We start from the raw sequence: 14,943 nt of genomic DNA on the forward strand, positions 1-14,943 counted from the left end.
TGTAATAAATAATTTTTGAAAGTATTCTTATTTGTGTATAAAAAAGTACTCAATGGAAACACTACTTACTATGTAGGTAAACAATACGAACAAGAAAATATAGGACAAACAGTACTTCAAAAAAATTATATCTATGTAGGAGAAGAACTTGTAGCTGTACATGTAGAAGAAGATGATGGAATTTTAATACTTCCACAAAATCGATATATGCACAAAGATGCCTTAGGTTCTATTGATACCATAACCAATGAATCAGGAGTAGTAATCCAAAGATTAGCTTATGATGCCTTTGGAAAACAATTAGTACAAGAATGGATAAATGATACAGATAAAAATAAACCTTTAGTAAAAAGAGGATATACTGGTCATGAACATATAGAAGAGTTTGAACTTATTCATATGAATGGTAGGGTTTATGATCCTACTGTTGGTAGGTTTTTGAGTTCTGATCCTAATATACCACATCCATTTATGATCCAAAGTTTTAATAGATATTCTTATGTTATGAATAATCCTTTGAAATATACTGATCCTAGTGGGTTTATAGATGACTATGGTGGAGATGGTGGTTGGGGTTCACCTAATGAAGGAATTGGAAGCATAAATAGCCCTGAAAATACTTCTGGTGGTAATGCTATGGGACATGGACATATTTCTGATGGCGGATGGGTTAGTGGTAGTTATAGTGATGAAGTTGAGCATGACATGCAAGTTGAGAAAGATAAAATTGCAAAAGTTGCTGATATTGTTGAAAAAAGAGCAAATTATTTAAAAGATTTTTTTGATAAACAATTTAATAATGTACCGGTTGAAGATAGGGTTGAAGATACATTTCATATGTTTGATGATTATAAAGATTATACATCACCAGATTATGATTTTGGGGAGTTGGAAACAGGCGTAAAAGGAATACACTTGCATCCAAGTAAGCATCCCATGAGAAATATCTTGCTAAGTGGTGCTAAAAAAGCTGGAATTGTTGGTGTATCATTTGCTTTTGCAGGTACAATAGCTGGAACACCTGTGGGCGGTCTAGTTGCTGGTATTTTTGGAACTGTAGTTGGATTTGCAAGTGGATTAATCGAAGGAGCTATTACAGAAAGTTTAGGTATAACTGGGGCAGTAGAAGATGCAATAGATAACTTATAATTTGGAGTAAAATGAATATTAATAATTGTGAAAAATATATAGAGTCAATCTTATTATTTAATAAAAAAAATTTATATTTGTTATTATTTATATTATCGATTAGTGTAATATTTGTTGATATAAACATCAAAAAAATTATCTTTTTTGTTCTTTTAGGTTTTATTGAAATTTTGTCTATTATTCTTGTAATATTTTTATTTAAGAATAAGATTATTAATTTATTTACAAATAAAATTATAAAATCTGAAAAGGAATCTAAATTAAATTTGAAAACATTTCAATATAGTTATATATTTATATATCTGTTACTTTTTTTTTCATTTTTTTTAGATAAAAGGCTATTTTATGAATTTAATATCTCTTTTATAATTATTATTTTAGTATTAAACTTTTTAATTGCTAAAATAGAAATAAAATAGATCACATCTGGGTCAAACATTAAACATTAAACATCGGGGTCAGTCGCCACCTTAAAAAGTCTTTAAATTTTAAAATTTCTAATTAATATCAAAACATAATAAATCTCCATAAAAAAGAGTAATTAAATTACTCTTTTTATAAACCACCACAAGCTTTTTTATAAAATTCTTTATCATATTGTTTATCATTTTTATATAAAGAATGAGCAATAATGACCATTTTTCTCATGACTGCAATTTGTGCTAAAGTTGTATGTTTACCATTTAATTTTAATCTTTCAAAAAAGTTTTTAAAATTTTCATCAAATCTAATGGCAGTCATTACACCCATAAATAAACTTCCTCTGTAAATTTTAGAACCAGCTTTTGATATTTTTTCTTTTTTGTGTACTGAAGTTCCAGATTGTTTGACTATAGGATCCAATCCTATAAGTGCAGATATTTGTCTTTGATTGGCTTTAGGATATTTAATAAAAAGATGTAGTAAAACTATGGCTCCAATTTCACCTATTCCAGATAAGGTTTTTATATTAGTATATCCATTAAGTAAATTTTTTTCTGAATATATAATTTCTTTAATCTTTATCAATACGTCTGTTTCTTGTTTTTTTAAGTTTTTAATGGATTTTTTAAGCTCATTAATAGCATAAGAATTACCCTCTTTAGAACTTAAGGATTCAAGATGATTTATTGTTTTAGTTTTTTGTTTTGAAAGAAATTTATAGTATCCCATTAACTCTTTTATATTCTCAGCTTCCTTGTTTATATAAGGCACTTTTATTTCATTGTCTTTGGCTAAATGTAAAGACTTAGATAATACCTGAGCATCTATTAAATCTGTTTTGTTCCGCTCACCTAAAGCTTTTGAATGATTGGAAAATTGTTTTGGATTTATCAAAAAACATTTGATTCTTTTTTCGTTACAAAACTTGGTTAATGTAAATGAATAGGAACCAGTTGGTTCAAAAATGAAAACTAAATTGTCAATATCATTTTTGTATAGTTTCTTTAATTTGGAATATAAGCCTTTGATACTTTTAATACTGTTATCAATTTCTATATCAACTTTATTAATAGGTATATGAACAGCAATTAATTCTTTACTAATATCTAATCCGATACAATTAAACATCGTGAACCTCCAATAGTAATATTTGAGAGTTCGTTAGGCTAGGAGTTGATTCCTAGCTGATTAATGTTTTACACATAACCTAACCTCGTGTAATACGATCTAATAATATTTACCGATCTTGTCGCCACTCAAGTTTAAAGTGTAATTATCAGACTGACCCCATTTGGAAAATATATGGGATTTATATTCTATTTTTTAGATAAGTGCTTAACTCATTTTTTATTTGATATAAAACTTCCAAGTTATTCATACTATTTAAAAATATATTTGAATTACACCATGGATAAGGCACATTTTCAATCCAAGGGAATATTTTAGTATCCTTTTTTGATAAAATATCCATACTTTTAATTGTAATATTTAATTCTTCAACTAAAGTATCAAATTTCCAAAGATATGTACCATATCCTAAACGTATTTCTTCTGTATCCTTATCAGACATGAATACAAACCAATTACAACCTAAAGTATTTTTTTCTATGACAATGGTATCCTCAAAACATAATGTAAAGATATTTTCAAAATTTTTATTAAAATCTTTTATCAAAACTTTGATAATTTTTTCTAAACCATCACTTCGAGAAGGAAAAGATATATTTTGAGAGTTTAATACTATATCTAATTTTCCACTATCTTTAAATACATCTTTCATCAGATAAGGTTTATTATTATCTTTTGCATAAATATATTTTGAAATCAAACTTTTATAAGTATTTATCATTTTAATCACCATCCTTTTAAATTAGAAAAATACAATTTTAAAGTGAGTTATAAGTGAGTAAATACTTATATTGTTTTATAATCTCCTCATTTCTAATCTAGGAACATCGGGGTCAGACCTCGTTTGGGAACTTTTCTGAAATCAAGCTGAATCTCTTTCTTTTTCTTCTTTGAAACTTTTTGAATCAGAAATTCCATTTTGGAAAGTGAGACTTACAAAATTTATTTATAAATATCTCCTCGAAATCCTATATCTTCAATAATAGCTTCAATTATTACTTCATTATTTATTAGGGTTACTATAATACGAATATTGCCTTTTCTAATTCTAAATAAATTATTAAAAGAGCCTCTTAATGGTTTATAGTCAATGTTTATATCAATATTAAAAAGTTTATTCTTGATAAATTTAATGACTAAATTATCAATTTCTGTTTCTGTTATTTTAGAAGAATTTTTATCTAAAAATTTTGTAGCTTTTTTCAGATAAGTAAGTTTAATATCTTTTTTCATTAGATATCAATAGTTAGTATTTTTGAGTTAGAAACTTCTTTATCTTCAGTTGTTCGATTTAATAAAAGTTGTTCAATTTCTTTTTCTTCAAGCATATCATAGACAGTACGAAGTCTTTCATACTCTTCTATATCTAATATTATTGCTTCAAGTTTATTGTTTTTTGATATTACAAATCGTTCTTTTGTATGGTTTATAATATTATTTAATATATTAGAAAACCCTCTTGATACATCACTTGTAGATATGATTTCATCTCTTTTATACGCTACCATAAATCATCCTATACATAAAATTTTACATATTATACTACATAAAATATTAATTGTATATATTACTTAGAAATTTTGAAAGATACAATTATTTTCAAAAATCAAATCTATTGTTATCATTTTGTAACAAATATTTTTTTCTAATTTACCTTATAGATATATAATAAATTAATGATATAATTAATCCATGAAAGAAAAAATATACGTCGTAGATACAAACATTATTCTACAGAACCTCCAAAACCTGTATAAAATTAGTGACAATGGCTCTAATGTAATAGTTGTGCCTGAAACTGTTTTATTTGAACTTGAAGATAAAAAAAAGTTAACTAACGAACTTGGTTATCACTCAAGAGAGTTTGCTAGACTTCTAGCCAAAATGAAAATCAAAGAAGTTGACCATAAAAGTAATTTTAAGGTTGTAAAATATTTTAATGATGATCTTCAACTACATGTAATAGCAAAAGATAAATATGATTCTGAAATCGAACAAGTTCACATAAGCGAAAGTAATGACAAAAGAATCATAGAAGTTGCTTCTGTTGCACAAGATTATTATAAAGGTGCCCAAACAATATTTTTATCAATAGATATTTATGCTAGAACTTTTGCTCAGTTTAAAGGAATAAAAGCTGAGACGCTACATGACGATAAATCTATTGTTCCTAAATTTCAATTTATAAAAACCTTACCTTTAGACTCATCAAAATTTAACTCCCTTGATGGCAAACCAATATCTTTATTTGATGAAGAATATACTTTAGAAAATTTTTCCTATGAATTTAGTAGTGAAGATGGAAATAAAGAGTATGCAATCATTGTAAATAAGATGATAAATATTTTAAGTGAAAGTGATTTTAAAGCCTTACAAATAAAACCTGTAAATCTAAAACAAAAACTCTTTTGTAAAGCTATTATTTCTAATATGTTTGATTTACTTGTTATTGATGCAAAAGCTGGAAGTGGAAAAACTTTGATGTCAATTGCTAGTGCAATGAGACTTATTGATTTAGGTTTATATGACAAAATTGTTTATGTTAGAAACTCAATAGAATCTCTTGATAAAGGTGCCGAGATTGGTTTCTTATCAGGAAATGAAGAAAAATTTCGTATTTATAATATGGCTTTATCTGATACTTTAGAATTTATTGCAAAAAAACAACTGAAAAAATCAGAAAATAGAGAAAACAAAGAGTCAATTGATAGTAAAATCTCTGAACTTACATCAAAATACTGTATTGAAACTTTATGGCCAGGAGAAGCTAGAGGAAGAACACTTAGTTCAGCTATTGTTATCATGGATGAGTGGCAAAATTCAAGTGAAAAAACAACACAACTAATACTCTCTAGACTTGATGAAAGTTGTATGGCAATAGTAATTGGATCAAATAGACAAATTGATAACTTGTATTTAAATAAATACAACAATGGTCTTACAACACTTCTAAAACAGACTAATTTTGAACATGATGAAGTAAAGATGTTTGCAATAGAGCTTGAAAAAGCAGTTCGAGGTAAATTTGCAGAGTTTACAGAGCGAATATTTGAAAATAAGAAAAACTAGAGTTTAAGGAACTGTTCTATTTTTAGAACAATTTCCTTCATCTTTTTATAAAGGATTTACCATACAAAATAGGTTAATCAATGATACAATCTATAATCATATAGAATACACAAGACTTGAAGATACTATACTTCAAAGTAAAATATTAAATAGACTTCAATTTATAACACAAAACGCCCTAGCTTATTTCTCTTTCCCCTCAATAACAACAAAAAGATTTATACACTCATTAGGTACTATGCACGTTAGTTCTTATATGCTTAAAAATGCTCTTTTAAATAGTGATTCAACAACTAGAGATATGTTTTTAAAAAGTATGAGAAAAGTTATTCAAACTATAATTGTAGAAGATAATTTAAATATATCATTCAATGAAGGGGCAAGCTATTTTGATAATAAAGCACTATATCAGTTCTCTATTCCTACAAACTCTAGAATGTATAATGACACATATATAATCACTTTACAAGCACTAAGATTAGCGGGACTATTACATGATGTGGGTCATCTTCCTTTTTCACATCAAGTTGAAAATGCTCTAAAAAGAGTTTATCAAAATATTTCAACAAGTGAAAATATATTGGAAAAAGAAAAAGAGTTTAAGATTTTATATGAAATTATAACTTCAACTGGAAAGCAAGTTTTACATGAAGCTATAGGTGAAAACTTTATTGATATATTATTTAATCAAGAACTTATTAAAAATAACGAATCACAAACTGATGTTGATTATTTAAAACTCATACACAAACTTTGTATGTTTATAATAAAAGAGAAGATTTATAATAAATTTGATTTTAAAGTATTACACTCAATTATCAGTGGAACAGTTGATGCGGATAGATTAGATTATATAAATAGAGATATGGTGGCTTCTGGATATATTGGTGGTCCAAATGATCATATACGTATAACCAAACATACTGTTTTAGTTAGAGATAAAAAGTCTTTTAAAATAAGTTTTTTTGATATGGGACTTATTGATATTGAACATCTTTTAGAGATGAGATTTAATCTTTATAAAAAAGTTATTTATAATCATGGTATCGCAAAAACAGATGCTTTATTAGAAAATGTTGTTTTATATTTATCTAATAAATATTTCAAAAATGGAATGTTTTATGAAAAAAACTCTTCAAACTGTATTGCTATGCTTTGGAATTTTTTAAATGAAAGAAATGAAGCAAGAAGACTTGATATAGTTTCAATGTTAGATGAAAATTGGTTAATTTCACTATTTAAAAAAGAGTATTTTGAGATAAAAAATAGAGATATCCAAACAAATGATGACAAAAAATATTTAAAATCTTTTGAAGAAGTACTTTTTGGAAAAAGATTTTTTCGTTCACCTTGGAAAAACCTAAATGAATTTTATAAAGTTTTAGAGTTTTCAACAATTGAAAGATATAAATTTAGAGAAAGTTTTGGCTATCTTACAAAAAATAAATTTGTAAAACTTAGAATTGAGCTAGATAAATTTATTAAAAAATGGGAAACTCAAGAAGAAGATGTATTTTTTACATATCAAATAGTATCTTTTAGTTTAGGATTAAATAAAGAGTTTACACTTTATGATGGAGAAGAGATAATTCCAATAGATGAAATATCAACAGTTAGAAAAAGACTTAAAAAATCTATGCTAAATACAGTACCTTTTTATATTTATACAAACAAAAAAGAGATGAATTTAACACTAATAAAAGAGCTTAAATCAATAGTATTTAAAATCTTTGCAGAATAAGGGACTAATCCCTTATTTTAATCGTTTCTTGAAGTTACTTCAATAAGATGGTAACCAAACTCTGTTTGAACTGGACCTTGTATTTTTCCAACAGGTGCTGAAAAAACAACATCTTCAAACTCTTTTACCATTTGACCTTTTCCAAATGTACCTAACTCCCCACCAACATCGCCAGATGGACATAATGAATATTGTTCTGCTGCCTCTACAAAATCTAAATCTCCATTATTGATTTGATCTTTAATTTGATTACAAATTTCTTCATTATCAACTAAAATATGTCTTGCACTTGCTTTAACACCCATAAATTCTCCTTTTTTAAAATAAATCTACACACTCAACTTCATCTGGAAAAAACTCTTTAATCTTACTTCTTCCTAGATTTCGTGCTTCATAAAGCGAAATATCTGCATTTCGTAAAATATAATCAACTGAATTTGTCTGATTATCATAATGTGTTATACCAACACAAATAGTCTTTTTCAAAGTATATCCTGCTGGAGATACTTTTACTTCATTTTTTGCAAAAACATCAATTAGTTTTTGTGCTACAAGCTTAGCATCATTTGGTGATGTAATCCCAACTAATGCAACTAAAAACTCATCAGCTTCTAATCTAACAACTATATCTGATTCTCTAATATTTTCTTGTAATATTTCGGATAAACTGATTAATACTTTATCACCAATATCATAATCAAATTCATCAATAACAGCTTTAAAGTGGTCAATTCCAACCATCAAAAATGATATATTTTTATTCTCTCTTTTAGACAAAGGCAAAAGTTTATTTAAATGTTCTACTAAAAACTTTCTGTTATAAACATTTGTTAAGGGATCTCTAAATGTTAGTTTTTGTACTAATTCTTGATAAGAAACACTACTTATAAATGGTGATACCATATAAAAAAAGGCATTTAATATTTCATCTTTTGATGTTATTTGTTTAAAATGATTGTCATTTTCACATACTAAACTAAAATTTATCATCAAATTAGCATTCATTTGAACTTTATATTTTTTTAGCATTGCTTCATTTTGATAAACTTCGTCATCTGCATTTTGAAAAACTATCTCTTTTTCATTATCGTTTAAAGAGTAAATCATGATTTTTAGTGATTTGATATTAAAGGTATTTTCTAACCATTTTTGTAATTCATCATAGATAAACTTTACTTCTTTTAGTTCTCTTAATTTTGCATAGAAATCAAGATAATCATAAATATCATCATTAAAACAATTAGCTTCTAAAAACTTTTTAATGCCACTAACAATCAAATTATTCATCAAATTCCCTAAAAAAATATCTTATTTAATTATATTACCTACATTATGCTTTTATCATTATATTATCTAGCAAATATTCTAAAGTACTTACCTTTTATCTTTAAAGATTCTAACTCTTTTATTTTCTTTTCATATGCTTCTATTTTTATAGCAACATATGAACACATTGGAAGTATTTTTATTTTTCCAATATCATCTTTATCTAAACCATTATCTTGAATTAAACATCCTAAAATATCAGCAGGTCTAAGTTTTAGTTTTTTTCCACCACTTATATAGATAGTTTTATATTGGGGTATAAGTTTATATACCTCATCAATCAAACTCTCTTCATCTACATAAACTAACTCTTTATTATCTTGCAGTTCTTCTACTTTATCTTCATCATAATCATTATATAAAGTTAAAGCAACTCCACTTTTACCAGCACGTGCAGTTCTTCCTATTCTGTGAGTATAGACATTTGTATCATTTGCCATGTCATAGTTTATAACCATCTCCACATCATCAATATCAAGTCCCCTACTTGCAACATCTGTTGCTATTAGGATAGGATATGATTTATTTGAAAAAAGTGTGATAATCTCATCTCTTGTTTTTTGTTCAAAATCAGAATGTAAAACTAAAGGATCATATCCCATATCATAAAGGTATGTATCTAGTTCATCACATTTGATTTTTGTATTACAAAATATGATTACTGAGTTTGGTCTATATGTTGAAAATAGTTTTAATAAAACGCTATCTTTTCTTGAAGTTTTTATAAACTCTTCTCTTATGGAGCTTTTGGTATGAACGGTATCTACACTTTTAAAGGTAGGATTATTTAGTATTCCTTTAGAAAGTTCTTTTATATTTTCTTCATAGGTTGCAGAAAATAGTAGTGTCTGTCTTTGTTTTGGTATAAAGCTTATTACCTTTTCTATATCTTCTAAAAATCCCATATCTAACATTCTATCTGCTTCATCTAATACTAAAGTATCTATTGAGTCTGGATTTAAATTTTGCTCTCTTAAGTGAAATAGTACACGACCAGGTGTTCCAACTATAATATGAGCTCCATGACTTAAGGAGTGTGTTTGTCTGCTAGATGGAACTCCACCACATAAAGTTAATATTTTGATATTGTGTTTATATCTAGCTATTCTTCTTAATTCATCTGCAACTTGGTCAGCAAGTTCTCTTGTAGGACATAATACTAAGCACTGTACTTTAAATTTTTTTACATCTATTTTATTTAATAGCCCTATTCCAAAAGCAGCAGTTTTTCCACTTCCTGTTTTTGCTTTTGCTATTACATCTTTTCCCTCTAGTATTATAGGTAAGGATTCTTCTTGTATTTTAGTTAGTGTTTCATAACCTAGTGATTTTAGATTCTCTTTTAATTTTTCATCTATGTTTAATGTATTTATTAGTTGCATTTATATCTTCTTTAAATAGTAAGTAATAGTAAGTACTATAGCTAAAATAATAGCTACACCATAATACTTATAATCATCTGCGTATGTTAAAACAACTTCTCCTAGTCTATAACTAATATACCCTACTACCATAGACCATAAAGCTGTTGCGAAGATATTGTATATTGTAAATTTTCTAAATGAGTATTTTGTAAGTCCCATTGCCAATGGAATTAAAGTTTTTATCCCATATACATATTTTTGTAAAAATACAACAGGAGAGCCATATCTTCTCATCCATAAATGAGCAAGGGCAACTTTTCTTCCATATTTTTTCATTATATCTTTTGCGTAGTTTTTATTAGTACGTGCCATATAAAACAAAAATTGATCACCAATAAAATTTGATGTACCAGCTACTAACATAGATACAAATATATTTAAATCACCTGCGTAAGATAAAACACCTGCTATAACAAGTCCTACAAAACCTCCCCCAAATGAATATAAAAAAAGTATTACATATGCAAAATATCCACCATCTCTAATTAAATCTTCCAAATTAAACCTCTATATTTATTAATAGGGGGAATACTATCTAAAATAGTGATAAAAAGCTCTTAACTTCTTTTGTGCCTCATCTATTGATATGGGGATAAATCTTACTTTATCATTTGGTTTTGCTTGTGATAACTTAAAACAATCGATACTAAAAACCGTTCCAATTTTTGGATAGCCTCCAATTGTCTGTCTCTCTTTTAATAAAATAATTGGTTGTCCATCACTAGGTATTTGAATAGCACCAAAGCTTATACCTTCTGAAATGATTCCATTTATATCTGCTTTTATTACTTCTCCATTTAACTTACAACCCATTCTATTAAAATCATTTGTTATAGTATAAGTATTTGAGAAAAACTTATCTTTTTCCTCTTGGGAAAAATTCTCCTCTTGTGAACAAAGAATTACTCGTAGAGTTAGTTCATCTGTATATTTGGGTAAATACTCATCATGTAGTCTTTTTTTATATTTTGGTAATACAGGATTAAAGGGTAAGATATCACCTTGCATTAATTTATCACCAGATATTCCACCTAAATTTTCTTTTATGGTTGTACTATTACTACCAAACTCTTTTTTTATATCAAAACCACCACTTACACTTAAATATACCCTACTACCTTCTAATATCTTTCCTACTTTTAAAATATCACCACTTTTTACATTATGTGATTCCCAAGTATTAACTAAAATATCATTTATAAAAAATTCACACTTAGCACCTGTAATTACTACTTGAGTAGAAGCATTTACTTTAAACTGAACATTTGAAAAGGATATTTCTAATACATTTGTTCCATAATCATTATCTAATATTTTATTTGCATAAAGGTAAGAATACTCATCCATAACTCCAGAGTTTGAAACCCCAATATTAGAATAAGAAAATCTACCCATATCTTGTATTGTTGCAAATATTGGTTTATTTATTACTTCTAAACTCATATAACTCCACCTTGAGATAAAAACTCCTCTTTACTTATGGCATTGAACTTAACCTTATCTCCAACACTTAAAGGTGAAAGTTTTTCTAAACTCTTATCAAACAACTCCATTGCAGTTCTTCCTATGATATTCCACCCACCAGGTGAACTTTGGGGATAAACTGCTGTTTGGGCATCTGCAATAGCAACAGAACCTTTTGCTACACTTTTTCTTGGACTTGACAATCTTGGTACTGCTATTTGTTTATCAACACTTGCTAAAAAACCAAATCCTGGAGCAAATCCTATGGCATATACATCATAAAGTTTTTGGGAATGTAGTTCTATAATTTTTTCTATTGGAAGTTTTGTTTTTATACTCATATCATTTAAGTCTAATCCAACTTCTTGTCCATAATATACATCTATATTTATTATATTTTTAGAACTGTTATCTTCATACTCTAAATTAATAGTTTGTTTTAATAGTTCTACTAAAGAAGAGTAATCATATTTAAAAATATCATAAGAGATATAAATAGTAGTATATGAGGGGATAATCTCGATTAACCCTTCAATATTTGAATTTTTCAATGATAAATAAGCTTTTTGTACATCATTAGCTATATTTTCGTTTATTTCATTTCCAAAATATATAACCAACGAATCAACAGAAGCTATTTTAAATATCATACAGATATTTCCTTTCTAAGTATTTTTATAAATTCTAAGGCATTTTGAGTATCACCATGTACGCAAAGAGCATCTACTTTTAAAGCTAACTCTTTTCCACTGACACTATTTAAAGTACCTTTTTCTTTTAAATTTTTAACTCTTGTTATAACCTCTTTTTCATCATGTATTACAGCATTATTTTCACTTCTCGAAACTAAACTTCCATCATCGTTATAATTTCTATCTGCAAATACTTCATACAATAAAGAGATATTATAAATATTTGCAATAGTAGCATACTCTTCATTTTTAGGACTCGATAATATCATAAGCTTTATATTCTTATCATAAGATGAAATAGCATTTAAAATTGTATTAAATATATTTGCATCTTTCATCATATCATTGTAGAGTGCACCATGTGGTTTTACATAAGAAACCTTTGTATCATGTACTTTACAAAAAGCACTTAAAGCTCCCACTTGATACCAAACAATAGATCTAATCTCTTCATTACTGCAAGCAATACTTCTTCTACCAAATCCAACTAAATCTTGATAACCAGGGTGGGCACCAATTATTACACCATTTTCTTTAGCTAAAGAAACAGATTTATTCATAGTAAGAGCATCACTTGCGTGAAATCCACAAGCAAGATTTGCCATATCTATATATGGCATTATCTCATTATCTAATCCCATTTTCCAGATACCAAAACTCTCACCCATATCACAGTTTAATTTTATACTCATATATTCTCCATTAGACTATACTACTTTGTAGTCATATACTTAGGTACAAAATCAACAATTTCTGGAAAAATTGTAATCAATATAACTGCAACAATCATTAAAATAAAAAATGGTAATGTAGCTTTTAATATATACTCTATCTTTTCACCACTTATACTTTGTATTACAAAAAGTGAAAACCCAACTGGTGGTGTAATTTGAGATAACTCAACCATAAATACTAAAAATATACCAAACCATAAGGGATCAAATCCCGCTAAAACAATAATAGGTAATACAATAGGTAAAGTCATAACAACAATAGAAATACCATCTAAAATCATGCCTAAAAACACATACATAATACCAATAATAAGTATTAAAGCAAAAGGCGAAAGACCTAAAGTTCCTATAAACTCACTAATTGCTCTAGCAATTCCTAAGAAACCTACAACTTGTGATAAAAATCCAGCACCAACAATAATAAAACTTATCATTACAGATGTTTTAATAGTATTTAACAAAGCATTTTTCAATATATCAATTGAAAAACTTTTGAAATATATTGCCAAAATAGCTGAACCCAATACTCCTAAAGAGGCTGCTTCAGTTGGAGTTGCAAAACCTCCATAAATAGAACCTAAAACAACTGTTATTAAAGACAATATAGGAAATAAATCTTTTATAGAATGTATATAATCATTTATACTATATTTATCTTCACTTACAGGAACAACACTCTTATCTATTTTTGAAACTATCATTATGTAAAACGAATATAAAGTGGCAAGTAATAATCCTGGAAGAATTCCTGCCATAAATAACTTTCCTATAGAAACATTTGATAATACCCCATAAATAATCATAATAAGTGAAGGGGGAATCAGAAATCCCAATGTCCCACTTCCAGCTAATGAACCCAATGCAAGTGATTTTGAATAACCTCTTTTTTTAAGTTCATCAAGTGTTATTTTTCCAACAGTTGCAGTTGTTGCCGAACTAGAACCTGATATTGCTGCAAATAGTGAACAAGCAGCAACATTTATATGTAAAAGTTTTCCTGGAATAAAATTTAACCAAGGAGTTAAACCATTTAACAACCTAGTTGATATAGATGATTTATATAATATTTCACCCATCAAAATAAATATTGGCAAAGCAGCAAGTGACCAAGAGTTTAGTGAATCATACATTGATGCTGCCAATAAATCACCGATTTTGTCATATATTGATATTACAGGTGGTAGGTTATTATTAAAAATAAGCATACCTACAATTCCTGTTAATATTAATGAAACTCCAATCCAAATTGAAGATAACAAAAAAGTAAACATTACTAAAACAATAACAATAGATAAAATTAAAGGATCAGTTATCATTTTTTAATCCTTTCATTACAAAAACTAAAACAGCTAAAATAAATAAGCTAATACCAAAAGGCATAGCTAACTGTGTTAAATATAATGGTGTAGCAGAAACCCCTTCAGAAAGCATTTCCATTTTATAAGAATCAAAAGTAAATAAAATCGTTCTATAAAGTGCAAAAGCCAGTATAATAATTGTAATAAGACCAGCTAGTATATCTATAAATTTATTGGCTTTTTTATTTACTTTTGAAGTTAAGATATTAATTCTAATGTGTGCATCTTCATTGAAAGTATAAGCTAAACCTAGAAAAATTGCAGCTAGATATAAATATCCGCTATATTCATCTGCAATCATTGTTGACATATCAAAAAAATATCGAATGAAAACTTCTGTAAGAATTAATAACACCAATGATATCAATAAAAGTGATGATAAATAAGCTCCCCAAAGAGAGAGCTTGTTTATAAGATTATAAAAAGTTTTCATAA

General features: G+C 27.1%; 17 protein-coding genes. 4 read left to right on the plus strand and 13 right to left on the minus strand.

Annotation, left to right across the window (positions count from 1 at the left end):
* The first annotated feature begins 33 nt into the window (after positions 1-33).
* Both ACQY5W_RS09400 and ACQY5W_RS09405 read left to right on the plus strand, forming a co-directional pair.
* Entirely contained in the window at positions 34-1,149 is a 1,116-nt protein-coding gene (locus ACQY5W_RS09400; RefSeq protein ID WP_428024703.1) for an RHS repeat domain-containing protein, read from the plus strand.
* 11 nt (positions 1,150-1,160) lie between these two features.
* Entirely contained in the window at positions 1,161-1,568 is a 408-nt protein-coding gene (locus ACQY5W_RS09405; RefSeq protein WP_428024704.1) for a hypothetical protein, read from the plus strand.
* Positions 1,569-1,704: 136 nt separating this feature from the next.
* On the opposite strand, the gene ACQY5W_RS09410 is transcribed toward ACQY5W_RS09405, so the two are convergent.
* The 4 genes from ACQY5W_RS09410 to ACQY5W_RS09425 all read right to left on the minus strand — a co-directional run bounded on the left by ACQY5W_RS09410 (position 1,705) and on the right by ACQY5W_RS09425 (position 4,208).
* On the minus strand, positions 1,705-2,700 hold the full coding sequence (locus ACQY5W_RS09410; RefSeq protein ID WP_428024705.1) for an IS110 family transposase: 996 nt from the start codon (positions 2,698-2,700) through the stop codon (positions 1,705-1,707).
* A 181-nt stretch (positions 2,701-2,881) separates the two neighbouring features.
* Positions 2,882-3,421, minus strand: a complete 540-nt coding sequence (locus ACQY5W_RS09415) for a hypothetical protein (protein WP_428024706.1) — start codon at positions 3,419-3,421, stop codon at positions 2,882-2,884.
* A gap of 221 nt (positions 3,422-3,642) precedes the next feature.
* Positions 3,643-3,933, minus strand: a complete 291-nt coding sequence (locus ACQY5W_RS09420; protein ID WP_428024707.1) for a type II toxin-antitoxin system RelE family toxin — start codon at positions 3,931-3,933, stop codon at positions 3,643-3,645.
* Positions 3,933-4,208: a type II toxin-antitoxin system Phd/YefM family antitoxin gene (locus ACQY5W_RS09425; protein ID WP_428024708.1), complete on the minus strand. Its 276-nt coding sequence runs from the start codon at positions 4,206-4,208 to the stop codon at positions 3,933-3,935. Before ACQY5W_RS09425 ends, ACQY5W_RS09420 begins: the two co-directional genes overlap by 1 nt.
* Positions 4,209-4,392: 184 nt before the next feature.
* Here ACQY5W_RS09425 and ACQY5W_RS09430 point away from each other — a divergent pair, with 184 nt between their 5' ends.
* Positions 4,393-5,769 (plus strand): PhoH family protein, encoded by a 1,377-nt coding sequence (locus tag ACQY5W_RS09430; protein ID WP_428024709.1) that lies wholly within the window; start codon positions 4,393-4,395, stop codon positions 5,767-5,769.
* A 238-nt stretch (positions 5,770-6,007) separates the two neighbouring features.
* Complete coding sequence (locus tag ACQY5W_RS09435; RefSeq protein WP_428024710.1) at positions 6,008-7,510, plus strand: HD domain-containing protein; 1,503 nt, start codon at positions 6,008-6,010, stop codon at positions 7,508-7,510.
* 17 nt (positions 7,511-7,527) lie between these two features.
* Here the strand turns inward: ACQY5W_RS09435 and ACQY5W_RS09440 are convergent, their stop codons facing one another.
* From ACQY5W_RS09440 to ACQY5W_RS09480, 9 genes are all read right to left on the minus strand, one after another.
* Positions 7,528-7,815: a peptidylprolyl isomerase gene (locus ACQY5W_RS09440; protein ID WP_428024711.1), complete on the minus strand. Its 288-nt coding sequence runs from the start codon at positions 7,813-7,815 to the stop codon at positions 7,528-7,530.
* 13 nt (positions 7,816-7,828) lie between these two features.
* On the minus strand, positions 7,829-8,797 hold the full coding sequence (locus tag ACQY5W_RS09445; protein ID WP_428024712.1) for a GGDEF domain-containing protein: 969 nt from the start codon (positions 8,795-8,797) through the stop codon (positions 7,829-7,831).
* 62 nt (positions 8,798-8,859) lie between these two features.
* Entirely contained in the window at positions 8,860-10,218 is a 1,359-nt protein-coding gene (dbpA, locus tag ACQY5W_RS09450; protein ID WP_428024713.1) for an ATP-dependent RNA helicase DbpA, read from the minus strand.
* On the minus strand, positions 10,219-10,758 hold the full coding sequence (locus ACQY5W_RS09455) for a DedA family protein (RefSeq protein WP_428024714.1): 540 nt from the start codon (positions 10,756-10,758) through the stop codon (positions 10,219-10,221). It lies immediately after the preceding gene.
* A gap of 33 nt (positions 10,759-10,791) precedes the next feature.
* The gene (locus tag ACQY5W_RS09460) at positions 10,792-11,703 is read right to left on the minus strand and encodes a biotin-dependent carboxyltransferase family protein (RefSeq protein WP_428024715.1); all 912 of its coding nucleotides are present in this window, start codon (positions 11,701-11,703) and stop codon (positions 10,792-10,794) included.
* A complete protein-coding gene (gene pxpB, locus ACQY5W_RS09465) occupies positions 11,700-12,374 on the minus strand; it encodes a 5-oxoprolinase subunit PxpB (RefSeq protein ID WP_428024716.1) in 675 nt (224 codons plus the stop codon). The genes ACQY5W_RS09460 and pxpB overlap by 4 nt, the downstream gene beginning before the upstream one ends.
* Complete coding sequence (locus tag ACQY5W_RS09470; protein ID WP_428024717.1) at positions 12,371-13,108, minus strand: 5-oxoprolinase subunit PxpA; 738 nt, start codon at positions 13,106-13,108, stop codon at positions 12,371-12,373. Before ACQY5W_RS09470 ends, pxpB begins: the two co-directional genes overlap by 4 nt.
* Before the next feature lie 20 nt (positions 13,109-13,128).
* Positions 13,129-14,466, minus strand: coding sequence for a TRAP transporter large permease (locus tag ACQY5W_RS09475; protein WP_428024718.1), 1,338 nt, complete (start codon positions 14,464-14,466; stop codon positions 13,129-13,131).
* Positions 14,456-14,941, minus strand: coding sequence for a TRAP transporter small permease subunit (locus tag ACQY5W_RS09480; RefSeq protein ID WP_428024719.1), 486 nt, complete (start codon positions 14,939-14,941; stop codon positions 14,456-14,458). Before ACQY5W_RS09480 ends, ACQY5W_RS09475 begins: the two co-directional genes overlap by 11 nt.
* Positions 14,942-14,943 lie beyond the last annotated feature (2 nt).

The organism is Arcobacter sp. (genome assembly GCF_050300555.1).
GTDB lineage: Bacteria > Campylobacterota > Campylobacteria > Campylobacterales > Arcobacteraceae > Arcobacter.

What these genes read in the sequence shown, in the direction of transcription:
- ACQY5W_RS09445 (WP_428024712.1), bottom strand. Translation starts at nt 8,797, where the DNA reads ATGAATAATTTGATTGTTAGTGGCATTAAAAAGTTTTTAGAAGCTAAT.
- ACQY5W_RS09405 (WP_428024704.1), top strand. Translation starts at nt 1,161, where the DNA reads ATGAATATTAATAATTGTGAAAAATATATAGAGTCAATCTTATTATTT.
- ACQY5W_RS09475 (WP_428024718.1), bottom strand. Translation starts at nt 14,466, where the DNA reads ATGATAACTGATCCTTTAATTTTATCTATTGTTATTGTTTTAGTAATG.
- ACQY5W_RS09430 (WP_428024709.1), top strand. Translation starts at nt 4,393, where the DNA reads ATGAAAGAAAAAATATACGTCGTAGATACAAACATTATTCTACAGAAC.
- ACQY5W_RS09435 (WP_428024710.1), top strand. Translation starts at nt 6,008, where the DNA reads ATGCACGTTAGTTCTTATATGCTTAAAAATGCTCTTTTAAATAGTGAT.
- ACQY5W_RS09420 (WP_428024707.1), bottom strand. Translation starts at nt 3,933, where the DNA reads ATGAAAAAAGATATTAAACTTACTTATCTGAAAAAAGCTACAAAATTT.
- pxpB (WP_428024716.1), bottom strand. Translation starts at nt 12,374, where the DNA reads ATGATATTTAAAATAGCTTCTGTTGATTCGTTGGTTATATATTTTGGA.
- ACQY5W_RS09480 (WP_428024719.1), bottom strand. Translation starts at nt 14,941, where the DNA reads ATGAAAACTTTTTATAATCTTATAAACAAGCTCTCTCTTTGGGGAGCT.
- dbpA (WP_428024713.1), bottom strand. Translation starts at nt 10,218, where the DNA reads ATGCAACTAATAAATACATTAAACATAGATGAAAAATTAAAAGAGAAT.
- ACQY5W_RS09460 (WP_428024715.1), bottom strand. Translation starts at nt 11,703, where the DNA reads ATGAGTTTAGAAGTAATAAATAAACCAATATTTGCAACAATACAAGAT.
- ACQY5W_RS09415 (WP_428024706.1), bottom strand. Translation starts at nt 3,421, where the DNA reads ATGATAAATACTTATAAAAGTTTGATTTCAAAATATATTTATGCAAAA.
- ACQY5W_RS09425 (WP_428024708.1), bottom strand. Translation starts at nt 4,208, where the DNA reads ATGGTAGCGTATAAAAGAGATGAAATCATATCTACAAGTGATGTATCA.
- ACQY5W_RS09410 (WP_428024705.1), bottom strand. Translation starts at nt 2,700, where the DNA reads ATGTTTAATTGTATCGGATTAGATATTAGTAAAGAATTAATTGCTGTT.
- ACQY5W_RS09440 (WP_428024711.1), bottom strand. Translation starts at nt 7,815, where the DNA reads ATGGGTGTTAAAGCAAGTGCAAGACATATTTTAGTTGATAATGAAGAA.
- ACQY5W_RS09470 (WP_428024717.1), bottom strand. Translation starts at nt 13,108, where the DNA reads ATGAGTATAAAATTAAACTGTGATATGGGTGAGAGTTTTGGTATCTGG.